This window comes from Microbacterium sp. P03, from assembly GCF_043556235.1.
Taxonomy (GTDB): Bacteria; Actinomycetota; Actinomycetes; order Actinomycetales; family Microbacteriaceae; genus Microbacterium.
On sequence record NZ_JBIGIM010000004.1, the window covers coordinates 136,273 to 153,696 of the forward strand.

Below are 17,424 nucleotides of genomic sequence, written 5' to 3' on the forward strand. Positions count from 1 at the left end.
GGAACGGATCCGGGGATCCCGGCGTCAGGTCTATTCTAGTCGGTCTTTAGTATCAAAGCAACATAAGTGCGACGGCTCAACCGTTCACGCCCGCGCGCGCGCCCGGGACCGCGTGCGCGCCGCCGGCAGGGCGGGAGCCGGCACGATCGCACCGACGCTGCCCACGAGCTCGCCGATGCCCTCGACGACCATGCGCACCTCGTCGCCCTCAGCCAGCGGCGGCGGGGTCAGTCCGCCGTTGCGGCCCCACAGCTCGCCGAGGCATCCGCCGTTGCCGACTGTGCCCGATCCGAGGACGTCGCCCGGCACGACCCGGGAATTGCGGGACGCGTAGGCGACGAGCTCGCCGAAGGGCCAGCCCATGTTCGAGACCAGGTCGTGCCCGATCAGCTCGCCGTTCACGAAGACCTCGGCGCGCACGGCCAGGAACCCGTCGTCATCGAGAAAGGGCTCGAGCTCGTCGGCGGTGACGATCCACGGTCCCAACGACATGCCGAAGTCCTTGCCCTTCGCCGGCCCCAACCGCACCTTCATCTCGCGCGCCTGCAGGTCGCGGGCCGACCAGTCGTTCATCACGGTGTAGCCGAAGATGTGGGATGCCGCGGCATCGGCCGGGAGGTTCGTTCCGTCCGATCCCGCCACCGCTCCGATGACCACGGCGACCTCGAGTTCGAAGTCGAGCCGAGCGGTCTCGGGGGGCGCGACCGGATCACCGGGACCGAGGATCGTGTGCGGATTCGTGAAGTAGAACGTCGGAGCCTGGTACCACTCCGGCACCACCTCGCTCTTGCCCTCCACTCCCGCCGAAACACCCTCGACGTGCTCCTCGAAAGCCACGAAGTCGCGCACCGATGCCGGCACGACGGGCGTCAGGAGGCGCACGTCGGACAGGGCGACACCCGTGTCGCCGTCCGTCCGGGCATAGAGGGCGTGCGCGGCATCCAGTCCCTGATGCAGAACCTGCGCGACCGTCAGCCCGTCGGGGAACGGCACGACGAGATCGTCGACGACGAAGCCTTCACCGACGTCGGCGCCGTCCGCCCACCGCGCGATCCTCACGTGCGCACCCGGGTGCGCAGCAGCTCCGCGGCGTTGCCGCCGAGGATGACGTCGGTGATGTCTTCGGAGAGACCGGCCGCGCGGATCTCGCCGACCGGATCGTCCAGCCCCATGTCGAACGGGAAGTCGCTGCCCAGCAGCACCCGCTCCGGCCCTGCCACCGCGACGAGGTGGCGCACCGCCGCCTCGTCGTGCACGACCGTGTCGAACCACAGCTTGCGCAGATAGCTCGACGGCTCGTGGGCGCATCCGTGCGCCTCGGGGCGCACGCGCCACGCGCGGTCGGAGCGCCCGATCGCGAACGGCAGGTAGCCCCCACCGTGCGCGGCGAGCAGCTTCAGCCCCGGATGCCGGTCCAGGACACCGGCGAAGATCACGTGCGACAGCGCGACGGCGTTCTCCGCGGGCTGACCCACCGTGTTCGAGAGGTAGAACCGGTCGAGCCGCTCGTCGAGGCTGCACCCGAACGGGTGCAGGAACACGACGCAGCCCAATTCCGCCGCGCGCGCCCAGAAGGGTTCGAGGCGGGGATCGGACAGCTCGACGTCCCCGGCGAAGGAGGAGATCTCGACGCCGGCGAGTCCGCGACCGAGGACGGCGTCGTCGAGGTACTCGACGATGCGCTCCGGATGCTGCAGCGGAACGACTCCGAGCCCGGTCAGACGATCAGGAGCCTGCGCGACGTGCTCGGCGACGAGGCGGTTCGTCTCGCCGGCGACCCAGACGGCGAGTCCCTCCGGCGCCCACGGGTAGAAGTGGTTGGGCGAGACGCTGACCCACTGGCGATCCACACCCTGCGCGTCCATCGCGGCCAGGCGCACCGAGACGTCGGTGAGCTTCGGGATGCGGGCACCGACCATCGCCCCCGAGGCCTGGAGGCTCGGAACGCCGTTGCGGCGTCGCTCCAGGTCGGCGGCCTCGGCGACGAGCTCGGGCGCGCGGCGCTCGACCTCGGCGTGCATCGCGGGCAGCAGCAGATGGGCGTGGACGTCGGTCACCGGCATCCGCTCGTCGTTCCCACTCATGCCGGCTGCGCCATCTTCTGTGCGATGCCGAAGATGAGCCCGCCGGCGTCGGCCTCGCGGTTGCCGTCGATCTGCCACTGCGCCAGCTGGCTGGATGCCTCGACCACCGCCTGCGCTCGGGGCAGCCGACGCGCGTGGAACTCCTCCCACAGACTCTCATCGACGTGGTCGCGCGTGGTGAGGAGCTCGGTCAGCACGAAAGCGTCCTCCAGCCCCTGGGCGGCGCCCTGGGCGATCGTCGGAGGGCAGGAGTGCGCGGCGTCGCCGATGATGACGACCCGGCCGCGGTTCCAGGGCGCCGGAACGACGTGCTTCGTGAACCACGTGTAGTTCGCGTGCGCGCCCGCTTCGAGGTCGGCGCGGATGTCGTTCCACGGTCCGCCGTACGCGCGCGACTCGTCGAGCATGATGCGGGTGGCCTCTTCGTCGCTGATGCCGATGCGGTCCTCGGCCTTCTCGACGAGGAACGCGTACATCGAGTCCTCACCGGTCGGCGTGTAGCCGGCGATGTAGACGGGACCGCCGTAGTAGAGCTCGCTGCGCACGACATCGGCGGGGCGGGAGACGAACGTGCGCCAGATGCCCATGCCGTTCCGCTCGGGCTTGGTGTCGATGCCGATGAGGTCGCGCACACCCGAGTTGAGGCCGTCCGCGCCGATCAGCAGGTCGTACACACCTGCGCTGTCACCGTTCACGAAGACCTCGACGCCGTCGTCCGCGCGGGCATCGATGCTCGTCACCTTCGAGTCGAAGTGCACGCGGGCTCCCGCCGCGCGGGCATGCTCCAGCAGGATGGTGGCGAGTTCGACACGCGGCATCCCCATCGCGGCGGGGTAGTCCGGACCGCCGGTCTTGACGTCGGGCAGCTCGGCGACGATCGGCGCATCGGGCCCCGGTGCGCGCAGGTTCAGTCCCTCGAACGGGTAGCCGGCGGCGCGGATGTCGTCCCACGCGCCGAGCGCGTCGAACACCCGCAGCGCGTTGCCCTGCAGCGAGATGCCGGAGCCACGCGTGCTCAGCGCGGGCTTGAGCTCGAAGACGTCGACGGCGACGCCCGCCTTGGCGAGCTGGATGGCGGACGCGAGACCCGCGACCCCGCTGCCGGCGATGGCGACCTTGTTCACTGCGGTCATGTCAGAACCTCTCTGTTCCAGGGGATGCGCGTCAGAAGATCGCGACGGGGTTGATGGGCGAGCCGACGGCTCCGGTGATCGGAAGCGGCGGAGCCGAGAGCAGGAAGTCCCAGCGTCCGCGGGTCGCACACGCCTCGGCGAGTGCGTCCAGGTTCCACATCTCACCGATCGTGAGGCCCATGTTGGGGATGACGACCTGATGCAGCGGCTGGAAGGCGGCCGCATCGAATTCGTTAGGCCGCACCTCGAAGCCCCAGGTGTCGGTGGCGATCGCGGCGATCTCGGTGCGATGCAGCCACGCCGCCGTGGTGAGCGAGAGGCCGGGGGCGGGCCCGCCGGCGTAGTCGCCCCACCCGTTGCGGCGTGTGCGGGCGTACTGTCCCGTGCGCACCAGAACGATGTCGCCCCGACCGACCGTGACGTCCTGCGCCGCGGCGCAGGACTCGAGGTCGGCCGTCGTGATCGCGTAGCCGTCGGCGAGCTCGCCGGTGTCGGGCTGCCGGTGGCGGCCGATGTCGAGCAGCACTCCGCGGGAGACGACGACGGATGCCGCGTGCTCGATGCCCGTCACGAGATCGCCCTCGCTCGTCACGACGTCTCCGGCGCGTCTGCCGTTCCAGGCGAAGCCGTGGTCGAAGATGTGGCCCAGGCCGTCCCACTGCGTGGAGCACTGGAGCGGCATGGCGATGACGTCATCGGCGCCGCCGATCCCGTGGGGGAAGCCCTGGTTGCCCCGCTCGGCGTCGACGCCGGTGTCGGTCATGGTGTGCACGGGGTTCGTGCGTCGACGCCAGCCCTTCTGGGGCCCGTCGGTGTCGAACGCCTGGGCGAGCGAGATGACCGTGCCGTCATGGACGAGGGACGCCGCTTCGACACGTTTGGCCGCATCGATGAAGTTGAGCGTGCCCAGCACGTCGTCCTCACCCCAGCGGCCCCAGTTGCGGAACGCCTCCGCGCGGGCGCCGATCTCCGCTTCGGGGTTCGCCCGGTCGAGGTCGGCCGGGTTCTCCGAGGGCCCGCTCAACGCACGGCCTCCGGCGCGACGCAGCGCACCACCTGGGTGCCGAGTCCCTCGATCGTTCCCGTCATGACGTCGCCGTCGCGCAGAAGCCGGCCCCAATGGGCACCGTTCCCGGCGGGGCTGCCGGTGAGGAGCAGGTCCCCGGGCAGGAGGGGCATGTTCTGGGACGCCGTGGAGACCAGTGCGGGGATGTCGAACAGCAGGTCGTCCGTCGAGGCGTCCTGCATGACCTGGTCGCCGAGCTCGAGGCGCACCTCGAGTCGATGCGGGTCGACGAACGATGCCGGCACGAGGAAGGGCCCGGTGGGGAGGAAGCCCGGCGCGTTCTTGCCCCGGTACCAGTCGGTGCCGATCTCCTTCATGTCCTGACGGAAGACGAGGTCGCGCGTCGTGATGTCGTTCACGATCGTGTACCCCGCCACGTGGTCCATGGCCTCGTCGCGACCGACCTGGAAGGCTTCGCGACCGATCACGACGGCCAGCTCGAGCTCCCAATCGTGCTGGTCGCTGTACGACGGCAGCACGAGTTCGACGTCATCGCCGACGACGGCCGCCGGCAGCCCGATGAAGAAGTACGGCTCGCCGTTCGCCTGGCGCTCGTCCATCATCTTGCCCGCCCACTCGCGCAGCTCCTCGACGGGGCGGGGATCGGTCTTCTGCCGGCCGGCCACGACGAGGTCGATGACGTGGGTGCGGTAGTTCGCGCCCGCCTGGAGCACCTGCCGCGGCTGCACCGGAGCCGTCAGCACGACGTCGGCCAGCGGCATCCATTCGTCGTCGCCGGCGTCCGCGAGCTCGCCCAGACGATCCCAGTCGGGTGCGGCGAGGAATGCGTTGAGGTCCGCGGCGCCGAGGTCGTCGGCACCGAGCGGGCGGATGCGGTCGCCGGCGACCAGGCCGAGGCGCACGTCGGCGCCCTCCCGGAATCGGGCGAGCGCGAAGGGGGCGGTCAGTCCGGTCGAAGTCATGGGGGTGCGATCTCCTCGCGTCGTTGCGGTGGTGGATTCAGGATGCCTCGTCCGGGGGCCGCGTAGGCGACCCCCGTAAGGCTGTCAGCCCTATCCGTGCTTGGTGTAGGGGTTGAAGAGCGCTTCCTTAATCTCGTCGGGAACACCCTCTTCGGTCGCGCTCGGGCCGTCGGCCGCAGGGAACGACTCCGTCATCGACATCGGCATGGCGCCGTTGCGGTAGAAGTTGCTCGAGCCGAGCGACGGCTTCCAGGTGTTGGGTTCCCAGTCAGGCACGTAGTTGCGGTACCCGCCGGTGTTCAGCTCGATGCGCATGCTCGAGGGCTCGCGGTAGTAGAGGAACGTCTGCTCGCCGATGCCGTGGATCGACGGGCCGTACTCGATCGGGTAGCCCTGCTCCATGAGCACGTCGGCCGCGATCAGCAGCTCTTCGCGGGTGTCGACCCAGAAGGCGTAATGGTTCACGCGCCCGGCGCGGGTCGAGCCGTCGAGCACGACACCGAGGTCGTGCGACTTCTCGTTCGTGGTGAGGACGGAGAACACCGAGATGGGCGCCTCGTCGAGCACCGTCTTGGCCATGATGCGGAAGCCGAGCACCTCGTTGTACCAGGCGGCGAACGCGTCGACATCGCTGGTGGCGATCGTGACGTGGTCGAGCTGGCGCGGAGCTCCGGCGACCGTGCTGCGCTTCTCGGGGCGATCGGGATAGATCGACGCGACGTGTCCGGCGGCCTGATGGCGGGTGACGTCCCAGTGCAGCGTCATGCTGTGGCCCCACGGGCCGATGAAGCGGTAGGCGCGGCCGATATGCGGCACATCGTCGAGCCACTCGCCCTCGATGCCCGCGTCCTGCACGGCCTTCGCCGCGGCCTCGAGCGCCTCGGCGCTGGAGGTGCGCCACGCCATGGTGGCGAGCGTCGGCTCGTCTCCGGGCAGGACGACCAGCGAATACGCGTAGTAGTCGCCCCAGCAGCGCAGGTAGACGGCCCCGTCGACGCGATCGACGACGGTGAGGCCGACCTTGTCCTCATAGAACTTCACGGATGCCTCGACGTCGGGAGACGTGATGGCAACGTAGGACAGGTGGGAGAGCAGTTTGATCATCTTCGATCCTTTCGGTGGAGCGTGCGGGTGGTCCCAAGACCACTTTCGCCTGCCATCGACATATCAGGCAACGGCATATCGCCTATCCCCGTCATCGGGTTCATTTATGCGCAGGCACTGCCTGCAGAACAGCGTCCGCAACGCGGGCGTCCGCTGCGAGGTCGGCCAGATCAGTGGCGGAGCTGTCGCCGGCGAGCACATCCAGCGCCCGCCGCAGTGCCCCGCGCGCCGTCTCCTCGAACCTGTCGGGTGCGCGCAGCGAGCCGCGCTCGTCGAGCGTGTCGACCGTGCGGATGCGCGCCTCGGAATCGATGAGCACCTCCGTGCGCACCGCCCCGAGCCCCGACACCCGCAGGAGCGATCCCCGCCAGCCGCCGGCCGCCACGGCGAGCGAGAGACTGCACGGGAGGGCCCGGCCCGACGGGGGGACCGATTCGAGATGGGCGAGCACGCTGCCGCGCTGGACGGCCGAAGAGAGCATCCGGACGCCGCCTCCGCCGACGGCGCGCATCCATCCGATCGCGTCGCGCACGACGTCGGGCCGCGTGGTCACCGTGCACATCGCATCGACGAGGAGGATGTCGAGCGCGCCGGCGTCGCGGCGGCCGCGCAGGGCGTCCTCGATGACATCGGGGCGGAGGGCGCTGCGGCTCACGATCACCGGGAGCCCACCGACCTGCGCTCGGAGATCGTCGAGCGCCGCGGCCGGCACGGGAGCGGGCTCCGCGACGACCAGCGCGGCCGCGCCGGACGTCGCCGCACTGAGCGCGCGTTCGGTCCATCGCCCCGTCCCGTCGACCACCACGATCGCCCCCGACGGGGAATCCGTGCGGACAGCGGCGTTCGTGAGCTCTGCCAGCGCAGCGCGGTAGTCGCCGCGGTCGGTGCGGACGGCGGCCGGAGTGCGTCCCGGGGTCACGACCCCTCCCCCGTCCGGATCAGTGCCGCCGCGGCATCCGCGATATCGATCGCATAGTGCGCATCGGCGAGCAGCTCGTCGTACTCCGTGGGTACGCCGTCGTCGAGGATCGCGGCCAGTGATCGCCACTCGTCCTCGTAACCATCCGATGCCTCGCCCGCGTGGGTGGTCCATCGTCCTTCGTCGGCGCGGACGCGCACCGAGGCGCTGCCGGCATGCACGAAAGGCGGGGGGAAGTCGACGTCGACCCGGTCGTTGTCCGTCGAGATCGAGAGGCGCCACAGGGTGTCGGCTCCCCCGCCGTGCATGACCGCGGCGAGGCGCACGAGCACGTCGCCCGCGCTGTAGCCGACGAGGTATCCGATCGGCGGGATGGCGCGGGCGAACTCGACACGGTCGAATCTCGGGGCCACGTCGCGCAGGAGCGGGATGTCGTGGATCGCGAGTCCGGTCAGCAGCTGACGCACGACGGATGCCGCGACCTCGGGGTTGCCGAAGTCGGGTCCCGGCCCCGGCGGCCGGGCCGCGCCCGTCGTCGCCGCATCCGTCACCAGTTCGTGGTAGCGACCATTCGGCGGAAGGGAGACCGTCACCGATACGGTGTGCACCCGCCCGCCCATCGCGGTCAGGTAGTGCTTCGCACGGCCCCACGCAGCGTCGTAGAGGTGATTGGTGCCGACCACGAGGGTCGTGCCGGCGGCGCGGCAGGCCTCGATCACGGCGTCGGCGTCAGGGCGGGTGGTGGCGATCGGCTTCTCGCAGAGGATCGCGCGCTTGCCGGCGGCCACCGCTGCCCGAATGATCTCCGCGTGCCCGGCCGGAGGGCTGCAAAGGGCGACGACCTCGACCTCGGGGTCTGCCAGCAGCTCGGCGGTGTGCGACGAGGACCGCGCCGCCGTCCGCGCCGCGAGGTCGGCCGCCCGCCCGCTGCCGCCGTCCGAGACGTGCACCACGCGGAAGTGATCGGGGAGCCGCGCGAGGGTGGGCAGGTGCAGAGCGGACACCCCCGGTCCTGCGCCGATGACGCCTACGCCTCGTGGCATCCGATCACTCCCTCGTGTCACTTACGTCGAAAGCATACTGAAGTGAGTGACGGGAGGGCGATACTCCGCGATGAATTCATCGTTCGTGCGGCACCTTGTGTCAAAATCAACCATGGCAACCGAATCAACGCTTCGCTTCGGCGCGCAGACCGACGAGGTCACAAGTCTCCTGCGCATCGTGAACATGGTGCGTACCGGCGAAGCGGTGACGCGGCCCGAGATCGGCCGGGTCACCGGACTCGGGCGCGGCGTCGTGACCCAGCGCGTCGACCAGGCGATCGCGATGGGGTACCTCGATGACGCCGACTACGGCCCCTCATCCGGCGGCCGGGCCCCGCGCACACTCCGCTTCCGGTCGGAGCGCGGGCACATCATCGTGTGCGCGCTGGGCGCGCTGCACATCCATGTGGGTGTCGCGGCCCTCGAGGGCGACATCCTCGATCAGACCCATCGCGCGTGGGAGATCTCGCGCGGACCCGCGGAGACGATCGACGCCGTCATGGAGATGATCGACGAGGTCCTCGGCCGCCGAGAAGACGTGCCCATCTGGGCGATCGTCGTCGGCGTGCCCGGCCCCGTCGACTTCGCCTCGGGTCGACCCGTCGCGCCGCCGATCATGCCGGGATGGAACGGCTTCGACGTCCGCCGACGCTTCGAACAGCGGTTCCAGGCGCCGGTCTGGGTCGACAACGACGTGAACCTCCTCGCTCTCGGGGAACGTGCTCGTCGCGCTGACGCCCACACGGATCTCATCTACTGCAAGATCGGGTCGGGGATCGGTGCCGGCCTGCTCTCGCAGGGTCGCATCCACCGTGGAGCCAACGGGTCGGCCGGAGACATCGGGCACGTTCGCGTCGGCGATTCCACCGCGCAGTGCCGCTGCGGCAAGACCGGATGCCTCGAAGCAGTCGCCGGCGGGTGGGCGCTGGTACGCGATGCGGAAGCCGCGATCGCCGAGGGCGCACAGGGCTATCTGGCCGCCGAAGCCGCTGAGGGCATCGCACCCACCCCCGAGAGCATCGCGCGCTCCGCGGAGGACGGCGATGCGCTGGCCATCACCCTCATCCAGCGATCGGCACGACTCGTCGGTGAGGCGATCTCGGCGTTGGTCAACATGTTCAACCCCGGCGTCATCGTCCTCGGCGGTGCCGTCGTCTCCGCCGGCGAAGTGTTCCTCGCCGAGGTGCGTCAGCGCGTCTACGAGCTCTCGCTCCCGCTCGCCACCCGTGATCTCCGCATCGTGCAGTCCGTCGACGATCCTCGCGAGCCGCTGCGCGGCGGAGCCGAGCTCGCCCGCGAGCAGCTGTTCGAGGCGACCTTCCCGAGGTGGTTCGCCGAGGGGCACCCCCGGCTCATGGAGGCCGGTGTGACGGCGCCGTAGCGTCTGTCCGACGGATACTTCTTCCTGATTCCTACTTAAGCGTGTAGGTTCTCCTCGTAAGCCGGAACCGACCGGTGATCGAGACACGAGGATGTGCCATGACACTGACGGCGTTGCGCGACGACGCGCTCGCGGCGACAGCCGACGGATTCGCACTGCGTCTGGGTCTCCCGTGGATCCGCTCCCTCCCGATCGCATCACTGGCGGGCCTCCACGTCGAGATCGACGGCGATACCGTGACGCCACTGCAGGTGGACGTCGACGGGCGGCAGGTCGAGGCATCCGCTCTCGCCGACGAGGCCGCATGGTGGTTCCTGCAGGATCGCCTGATCGTCCGCGGCGACCGGGGGGTCGGCGCGGGCGCGCACCGGGTCATCGTGTCGTTCGACCTCGTCATCCCCTACCTGCAGATCCGCCCGGACGGCCCGCTGACACTGCCCTTCCGCGTCGAGCGGACGCTGGTGACGGATGCTGCGCCCGCTGCGCCGCTCTCCCCCGTCGTCGACCGGCACATCGGCCCGCCGGTGCTCGCTCCGCGGGGGTCTGCGCGAGACGACACGACCCCTCCGGACCTGCCCGCTGCGTGGTCCTTGACGGCGAGCGCCTTCAACTGGACGCCCGAGGTGATCCTCGCCGAACGCGCCGCCACGGACATCGCGGCGGGGATCGTCGCGGACGGCATCGCCGAGGCCATCGAGGTCGAACCGGGCCAGCTGTGGCGGTCGTTCCCCGAGCCCGACGCCGCCGAGGTGGAGGCGCTGCGCGAAACCCTCGAAGCCCTCGGCGGGCGGGTGAGCATCGTCGGGGCGAGCCTGGACGACTGGCTGCCCGGTGGCCGGAGGCGCGATGAGGAGGAGCGGCTGGCGTTCCTCGTTCCGCAGCTGAAGGACGCCAGACGCATGGGAGCCCTCGGAGTGCGCCTGCCGATCGGGCAGGCCGGCGAACCTCTCCTGCGGAAGGTGCGGCCCCTGCTGCACGATCTCGACCTGGTGCTCTTCGAGGAGATCCAGGGTCAGCAGACGCCGGGGAGCGCGTCCGCGGGCATGGCCATCGACACGATCGGACTCATCGACGACCCGCACATCAGGCTCCTCGTCGACGTCAGCATGCTCATGCCGTCCGTGCCCGAGAGCTACCTGGAGCAGCTGCAGCGTGGTGGCGTGGCCCTCGAGCTGATCACCCGGCTGCGGAACGAGTGGCGCGACCCCGCGACGGTCGAGGCGATCGTCGACCTCCTCCGCTCCGGCGGCGTTCCTCCGCAGATCCACACGCTCTACATGGACATGCTGGTGCGGTTCGGACGATCCGACGCCACGGTGCTGCGCAGCATCCTGCCGCTCGTGGGGGCATTCCATCTGAAGTTCTGGGATCTCGACGACGCGGACGGCCGCGTTTCCGAGCCCATCCGCGATCTGGGCGCGCTGCTCGCTCCGACCGCGTTCGCCGGAACCCTCACGAGCGAGTGGGGCGGCCACGAATGGCTCGATGCCGACCCCTCGGAGATGACGCGGGCACATCTCGCCCTCGCTCGCGGAGCACTCGCCGCGGGCTCACGCCCTCTCGCATGACCCCCCTCACACAGACAGGAAGACCATGACCGACGTCCTGAACGTGCTCATCCTCTCGGGCCACATGACCCGGGAGCACGACAACGAGCACCGCAGCTTCCGCCAGCACAACCAGTGGCTCACAACGCTTCTGGAAGACACCGGGCGGTTCCGCGTGCGCGTCACCGAGGATCCCCGCGGACTCACCGCCGACATCATCGACAAGTACGACGCGATCGTCGTGGTCTTCGAAGGCCGCGACGGCTACCACGAGAAGGGCACCGGGTTCGGAGCCGAGACCGACGCCGCGCTGCTGCGCTTCGTGCACGACGAGGGCAAGGGCATCGTCTGGTTCCACGGGTCGGCCGTTCAGGAGGACGACTGGGGCTACCCCGAGGAGTACAACATCATGCGTGGCGCGAAGTTGAGCGTGCCCACGGGACTGCGTCCCCGGCCGTGGGGTGAAGCGCTGCTGAGCATCGCGGCGCCCGGCCATCCGATCACCGACGGCATCGCCAAGCCGTGGACGGTGACGGGCGACGACATCCTGGTCGGCGTCGAGCTGTACCCCGGTGCACAGTTGCTGCTGACGACGTTCGACGATCTCGAGTCCTACGAGACGGCACCCGTGTGGCCGATGTCGCACTACCCGGTGATGATCCCCGACGAGGGCAAGGCGGGGATGCCCGGCGTGAACACCGACCAGCCGATCGCCTGGGTCAACGAGTACGGGGCCGGCAGATCGTTCACCATCACGATCGGTCATGACATCGACACGTTCCGCCGCATCGAGTTCATCCGGATGTTCCCCCGCGGTGTCGAGTGGGCTGCGACCGGGGAGGTCTCGCTCGGGGGTCCCGACCGCCGCGGCGAGCGTCGCTTCCTCCCGTGGCCGTACTACAACCACGAGGGCTGAGACGCCTCACTTGCTGCTGAAAGCCGCGTCGAATGCTGCCGCCGGCGGCGTGATCTCGTTCAGGCGGCGTACGAAGGCGAGCGCCTCCGGTGCGCCCACGAGGCGATCCATGCCCGCGTCTTCCCATTCGACGCTGGTGGGACCCTCGTAGCCGATCGAATTGAGCGCACGGAACAGCGGTTCCCAGCGGACCGCACCATGCCCGGTCGAGACGAACGTCCACCCGCGGCGCGGGTCCGCCCACGGTCGATGCGATCCCAGGACGCCGTTGCGTCCGTCGAGGTTGGTGATCGATTCCTTCACGTGCACGTGGAAGATGTGGTCGGCGAAGTCCAGCACGAATGCGACGTAGTCGAGCTGCTGCCAGACGAAGTGCGATGGGTCGAAGTTGAATCCGAAGCTCTTGCGGTGCCCGATCGCGGCGAGCGTGTCCTTCGCCGTCCAGTAGTCGTAGGCGATCTCGCTGGGGTGCACCTCGAGCGCGAAGCGTACGCCGACCTCTTCGAAGACGTCGAGGATCGGGTTGAAGCGATCGGCGAAGTCCTGGTAGCCACGGGCGATGAACTCGTCGGAAGCCGGCGGGAACATCGCGACGGCCTTCCAGATCGATGACCCGCTGAAACCGTTCACGGTGGTGACTCCGAGCTTCGCCGCGAAACGGGCCGTGTCCTTGAGGTCCTGCGCAGCGCGCTGACGCACACCTTCGGGGTCGCCGTCGCCCCACACACGGTCGGACAGGATGTCGCGGTGACGCTCGTCGATCGGGTCGTCGCAGACCGCCTGCCCCGTGAGGTGGTTCGAGATCGCATAGACCTTCAGCCCGTTGCGCTCGAGGATGTCGAGCCTGCTCTGAACGTAGTCGGCGTCATCCCAGCGGGAGACGTCGATGTGGTCGCCCCAGCAGGCGATCTCGAGACCGTCGTAGCCCCACTCGCCGGCGAGCCGTGCGACTTCTTCGAACGGGAGGTCGGCCCATTGACCGGTGAACAGAGTGATCGGACGCGCCATGGTCGTTTCTCCTAACGGACTTTCGCGGGGGCTTCGGTGCGCACCCACGTGGAATCATTCTCGGACGACTCTTCCACCGCGGCCAGCACACGCTGCACCGACAGGCCATCTTCGAAGGAAGGATGTGGCGACGTCCCGTCGACGATCGCGGTCACCAGGTCGACGACCTGGTGCGTGAACCCGTGCTCGTACCCGAGCATGTGACCCGCCGGCCACCATGCCGAGACGTACGGGTGCACGGGCTCCGTGACGAGGATCTTCGTGAAGCCCTGCCGGTCCTCGGGCGTCGTCCGGTCGTAGAACTGCAGACTGTTGAGGTCTTCGAGGTCGAACGCCAGTGCACCCGCGGAGCCCGAGACCTCGATGGTGAGAGCGTTCTTCCTGCCGGTCGCGAATCGTGTCGCCTCGAACGAGGCCAGCGCACCGCCCGCCAGGCGACCGGTGAAGATCGCCACATCGTCGACCGTCACGTCGCCGACACCCTCCCCGGCAGTGCCGGAGAGACCGGATCCCGCCCCCTGCAGCGGACGCTGCGTCACGATCGTGTCGAGCACGCCGGTGACGGCCTCGACCTTCTGGCCCGTGACGAACTGGGTCATGTCGATGATGTGCGCGCCGATGTCGCCCAGGGCACCTGAACCCGCGTGCTCCTTCTGCAGGCGCCAGGCGAGCGGCATGCCGGGGTCGACCAGCCAGTCCTGCCGGTACGCCGCGCGCACCTGCTGGACGGTGCCGACGACGCCCTCGGCGATCAGGTCGCGCAAAAGTGTCACGGCGGGAACGCGGCGGTAGGTGAAGCCCACCATCGACCGCACACCCTTCGCCTCCGCCCTCGCGGCGGCGTCCGCCATGGCCTCCGCCTCGGCGACCGTGTTCGCCAGGGGCTTCTCGCACAGGACGTGCTTGCCGGCGGCGAGCGCCGCGATCGCGATCTCGGCGTGCGAATCGCCGGGCGTCACGATGTCGACGACGTCGATGTCGTCGCGCGCGATCACTTCACGCCAGTCGGTTGACGATTCCGCCCAGCCCCACGTGGCTGCGGCATCCGCCACCGCATCGGCGTTGCGCCCGACCACGACCGCCATCTCGACCTCGGCGGGCAGCACGAACATCCGCGGCGCCTGACGCCACCCCACGGAGTGGGTGGCACCCATGAATCCGTAGCCGATCATGGCCACCCGCAGCGGGCGGCGGTCCTGCGTCATGCCAGGACGACTTCGCGCTCGACGGGAACGCGGTTCGTCACATATCGCCCGGGTCCGCCATCGGTGCCGGGCATGATCTGCATGTAGAGCAGCCGCATCGTCAGCACCACCTCGACGGTGAACTTCTCCCCGGGCGCCGGTGGATTCTCGAGGGAGATCACCACATCGGGACGTTCCGCGACGAACCAGAGCGTGTCGGACTGCTCGGGGAGCTCGCTGATCTCGTACGAGTGGCCCTCGAGCACGAAGCGGAGGTTCTCCTCCGGCACCGGGATGCCGTTGACGGATGCCGCGACCCCGTCGACCGCGGACAGCCAGAGGCTGCGGTACCAGGGGATCTGCAGGGAGACGGCGAGTCCGTCATCCGTCCGGCGGACGTCCTTCTCGGCGAAGAGTGAATTGTGTGTGGCCATTGCGGGCTCCTTGGTCAGGCGATGATCGTGAAAAGGTTCGCGGCCCTCAGGCCGACTGGCGCTGCGCGACGGTGTCTTCGATCGCACGACGCATCAGCGTGTGCTGCTTCTTGACGAGGTCGATCGGGTCGGACTCGCCGAGGTCGGAGAACGCGTGACCCTCCCACTCGCTCGAGAGGTAGCCCTGGTATCCGCCCTTGACGAACTGCTCGACGATCCGCGGGATGTCCATCGCGGGTTCTTCGCCGTCGGCGCCGATGTCGTAGAACTTCGCGTGCACGTGGAAGATCTGCGGCATGATATCCAGCCACTCCTCCGGCGGCACCAATCCGTGCATGTTGAATGCCAGGCGGGTGAACGGTCCGAAGCGGAGGAAGTCGACACCCTCGCCGGACAGGTAGTCCTCGAACTTCTGGTTGCGCACGTACATCGGTGTCGGCTCGTGCCAGATCTCGTCCATGACGGGGAAGTGCTTCTCGTCCATGCCCATCTGCCCGAGGGTGCGCATGAGAGTGGGCGACAGGCTGTGCATCGTCGAGGAGAAGTCCGCGGTGAAGCCGAGCCGATCGGACTGCAGCTCGTCGTACATCTCCCGCATCTGCAGCACCTGGGGGTCATTCGGGCCCGACGGCGCGTGGATCTCGTAGCCCAGCTTCTGGTCGTACTTCTCCGCGAGCGGGAGGAGGCTGCGCAGCAGCTCCTTGCCGTGCGAGCGGATGACGACCCTCTTGAAGCCGAGCGTGTGAGCGGTCTTCAGCTGGCGGGCGAGGAAGTCGTGCTCCTCGTCGGGCGTCATGTCACGGTCCTTGCGGCGCCCCATGTCGAGGTTCGTGCCGACCGCGCTGGCTTCCAGCCCGTACTTCTCCAGGCTGTCGAACCAGAGCTTGACGAAGTCGGAATCGACATCGGGATAGGTCCGCAGCAGCTGCGCGATGTTGAACTCGACGCCGGGACCGATGCCCTCGTCGGCGACGGCCTTGATGAGCGTCTCGGGCGTGTAGAGCCCCGCGGCGAACTCGCTCGTCATGGAGTAGAGGGTGGTCCCGAGCTTGATGCCGGTGCCGGCGATGCCGTTGTCTTCAGTCATGTCGATCCTTCCGAGTCAGCCGTGGACGGGCTGTGCGAGGTGGGTGGAGAAGATGCTTCGCGCCTCCGCGGCATCCGTGATCATGCGTGATCCGGCATCCTGCGCGGCGGAGCGCTGGACGGCCTGCTCACCGGCGATGATCTCGAACGGGCTCTGCCAGTGGTTCCAGTGCCAACCCTCGTACTCGCTCGAGACCGCTCCGGAGTAGCCGTTCTCGACGAGGAGACGGATGAGATCGCGGACGGGCACGGACGGCTCTTCGCCGTTCTCGTCGATGCCGAAGAACTTGCCGTGCACGTGGCGCACCCACGGCATGATCTCGAGCCAGTCATCGACCCGGGCGGGACCGAACAGTCCCGTGCCGTTGATGCCGAAGTCGATGCCCAGGTCGGGGCGGCCGTTCTGCGCAGCCAGGCCGATGAACGAACCGAAGCGCCGACCATGGACGGCCTGATCGGCGGGAGGGCCTTCCTGGTAGTACGTGTTCCAGAGGTCGACCACCTTGGCGAGCAGCTCCTCCGACGCACCGCGGCGGCGATAGGCCTCGATGAGCGACGGTGCGAAGCCGCTCACGGTCGCGCCCCAGTCCATCGTGAAGCCGAGGTAAGGGGACGCGACCTTCTCATACCGGTCGCGGAGCGCGAGGATCCGCGGGTGCGACGCGTACTGGTCGGCGTGCACTTCGAGCGCAAGGGTCACGCCGTGGTCTTCGGCGATCGGAGCGAGCCGCTCCATCGAGTCGGGCTCGATCGAGATCTGCACGCGGGCGATGGGGAAGCCGAGCTTCGCCGCCGCCTTGATCTGCAACGTCATGTAGTCGACGAGCTCGTCCTGCGTGAGAAGGCGATCGCGATGGATGCCTATGTCAGCGTTCACGGCGAGGGATGTCGTGACCAGACCGACCTCGTCGACGAGATCGCGGAACCAGCCGGCGAACGAATCCTCGATCGCCGGGAACCCGCGGAAGCTCGAGAACCCGATGATCTCCAGGCCCGGACCGTAGCCCTCGGCGGCGACCTTGCGGATGAGCTGCTCGAGGTCGTACTCGCGGCCGTGGAACGCCCGCGTGAAGCTGTAGAGCGTGACGCCCTGGATCGGCGTGCCGAGACCACTCATGCCGCTACCGCCTTCATCTTCTTGGTGTCGTGTTCTTCGATGTGCAGCGTCTCGGAGTCCGAGATGATGATGTACGGGATGTACAGCGTGAGGTCGACACGCACGTCGTGTTCACCGTCCGCGTCGACCGGCAGCTCGCCCGAGAGCACAGCGGAGTCGACCGGGAACCACCACTCGCTCGTCTCGTCGACGAGCTCGTCGAAGCGGAACTCGCGGCCGTTCATCCCCCAGCGCAGCGACTCGGCCGGCGCCTCTACGCCGTCGATGCTCAGCTTCGCTCCGGCGATGCACGACCCGGGCAGGGCGCGGTACCACGGCAGTCGGACTTCGACCGAGGCGCGAGGGCCGTGGGTCGTGAGCGTTCCCTGCTCGATGATGCGATCGGGGATCACGAGAACCTCCAGGTTCGTGGCCGACGGTGTCGGCCGGACGTCTTTGTCATTCTTTCTACAGTCTAATGTCTGATTTCGACATAAGCA

17 protein-coding genes are annotated in these 17,424 nt (G+C 68.7%); 3 read left to right on the forward strand and 14 right to left on the reverse strand.

Annotated elements, in window-relative coordinates; all coding sequences use genetic code 11:
* Positions 1-84 precede the first annotated feature (84 nt).
* From ACFXOO_RS11935 to ACFXOO_RS11970, 8 genes are all read right to left on the reverse strand, one after another.
* Positions 85-1,059 carry a fumarylacetoacetate hydrolase family protein gene (locus ACFXOO_RS11935; protein WP_394563705.1) on the reverse strand — a complete coding sequence of 325 codons (975 nt, stop codon included), beginning with the start codon at positions 1,057-1,059 and terminating at the stop codon, positions 85-87.
* Positions 1,056-2,084 (reverse strand): amidohydrolase family protein, encoded by a 1,029-nt coding sequence (locus tag ACFXOO_RS11940; RefSeq protein WP_394563706.1) that lies wholly within the window; start codon positions 2,082-2,084, stop codon positions 1,056-1,058. Before ACFXOO_RS11940 ends, ACFXOO_RS11935 begins: the two co-directional genes overlap by 4 nt.
* On the reverse strand, positions 2,081-3,217 hold the full coding sequence (locus tag ACFXOO_RS11945) for an FAD-dependent monooxygenase (protein WP_378843114.1): 1,137 nt from the start codon (positions 3,215-3,217) through the stop codon (positions 2,081-2,083). The genes ACFXOO_RS11940 and ACFXOO_RS11945 overlap by 4 nt, the downstream gene beginning before the upstream one ends.
* Positions 3,218-3,248: 31 nt before the next feature.
* The gene (locus ACFXOO_RS11950) at positions 3,249-4,241 is read right to left on the reverse strand and encodes a cyclase family protein (protein ID WP_378843112.1); all 993 of its coding nucleotides are present in this window, start codon (positions 4,239-4,241) and stop codon (positions 3,249-3,251) included.
* Positions 4,238-5,206, reverse strand: coding sequence for a fumarylacetoacetate hydrolase family protein (locus ACFXOO_RS11955; RefSeq protein ID WP_394563707.1), 969 nt, complete (start codon positions 5,204-5,206; stop codon positions 4,238-4,240). The genes ACFXOO_RS11950 and ACFXOO_RS11955 overlap by 4 nt, the downstream gene beginning before the upstream one ends.
* Positions 5,207-5,296: 90 nt before the next feature.
* On the reverse strand, positions 5,297-6,310 hold the full coding sequence (locus ACFXOO_RS11960) for a VOC family protein (protein WP_378843108.1): 1,014 nt from the start codon (positions 6,308-6,310) through the stop codon (positions 5,297-5,299).
* Positions 6,311-6,410: 100 nt separating this feature from the next.
* The gene (locus ACFXOO_RS11965) at positions 6,411-7,229 is read right to left on the reverse strand and encodes a hypothetical protein (RefSeq protein WP_394563708.1); all 819 of its coding nucleotides are present in this window, start codon (positions 7,227-7,229) and stop codon (positions 6,411-6,413) included.
* Positions 7,226-8,272, reverse strand: a complete 1,047-nt coding sequence (locus ACFXOO_RS11970) for a Gfo/Idh/MocA family protein (protein WP_394563709.1) — start codon at positions 8,270-8,272, stop codon at positions 7,226-7,228. Before ACFXOO_RS11970 ends, ACFXOO_RS11965 begins: the two co-directional genes overlap by 4 nt.
* Before the next feature lie 112 nt (positions 8,273-8,384).
* Here ACFXOO_RS11970 and ACFXOO_RS11975 point away from each other — a divergent pair, with 112 nt between their 5' ends.
* The 3 genes from ACFXOO_RS11975 to ACFXOO_RS11985 all read left to right on the forward strand — a co-directional run bounded on the left by ACFXOO_RS11975 (position 8,385) and on the right by ACFXOO_RS11985 (position 12,116).
* Complete coding sequence (locus ACFXOO_RS11975) at positions 8,385-9,653, forward strand: ROK family protein (protein ID WP_378843102.1); 1,269 nt, start codon at positions 8,385-8,387, stop codon at positions 9,651-9,653.
* A 98-nt stretch (positions 9,654-9,751) separates the two neighbouring features.
* A complete protein-coding gene (locus ACFXOO_RS11980) occupies positions 9,752-11,221 on the forward strand; it encodes a hypothetical protein (protein ID WP_394563710.1) in 1,470 nt (489 codons plus the stop codon).
* A 25-nt stretch (positions 11,222-11,246) separates the two neighbouring features.
* Entirely contained in the window at positions 11,247-12,116 is an 870-nt protein-coding gene (locus tag ACFXOO_RS11985; protein ID WP_394563711.1) for a ThuA domain-containing protein, read from the forward strand.
* 6 nt (positions 12,117-12,122) lie between these two features.
* Here the strand turns inward: ACFXOO_RS11985 and ACFXOO_RS11990 are convergent, their stop codons facing one another.
* The 6 genes from ACFXOO_RS11990 to ACFXOO_RS12015 are packed head-to-tail and all read right to left on the reverse strand — an operon-like array spanning position 12,123 to position 17,337.
* Positions 12,123-13,124: a sugar phosphate isomerase/epimerase family protein gene (locus tag ACFXOO_RS11990; RefSeq protein WP_378843096.1), complete on the reverse strand. Its 1,002-nt coding sequence runs from the start codon at positions 13,122-13,124 to the stop codon at positions 12,123-12,125.
* Between the two features lie 11 nt (positions 13,125-13,135).
* The gene (locus tag ACFXOO_RS11995) at positions 13,136-14,296 is read right to left on the reverse strand and encodes a Gfo/Idh/MocA family protein (RefSeq protein ID WP_394563811.1); all 1,161 of its coding nucleotides are present in this window, start codon (positions 14,294-14,296) and stop codon (positions 13,136-13,138) included.
* 29 nt (positions 14,297-14,325) lie between these two features.
* Positions 14,326-14,742 carry a DUF6379 domain-containing protein gene (locus ACFXOO_RS12000; protein WP_378843092.1) on the reverse strand — a complete coding sequence of 139 codons (417 nt, stop codon included), beginning with the start codon at positions 14,740-14,742 and terminating at the stop codon, positions 14,326-14,328.
* A 46-nt stretch (positions 14,743-14,788) separates the two neighbouring features.
* The gene (locus ACFXOO_RS12005) at positions 14,789-15,829 is read right to left on the reverse strand and encodes a sugar phosphate isomerase/epimerase family protein (RefSeq protein WP_378843091.1); all 1,041 of its coding nucleotides are present in this window, start codon (positions 15,827-15,829) and stop codon (positions 14,789-14,791) included.
* A gap of 15 nt (positions 15,830-15,844) precedes the next feature.
* Complete coding sequence (locus tag ACFXOO_RS12010; protein ID WP_378853020.1) at positions 15,845-16,945, reverse strand: sugar phosphate isomerase/epimerase family protein; 1,101 nt, start codon at positions 16,943-16,945, stop codon at positions 15,845-15,847.
* Complete coding sequence (locus ACFXOO_RS12015) at positions 16,942-17,337, reverse strand: DUF6379 domain-containing protein (RefSeq protein WP_378843087.1); 396 nt, start codon at positions 17,335-17,337, stop codon at positions 16,942-16,944. Before ACFXOO_RS12015 ends, ACFXOO_RS12010 begins: the two co-directional genes overlap by 4 nt.
* Positions 17,338-17,424 lie beyond the last annotated feature (87 nt).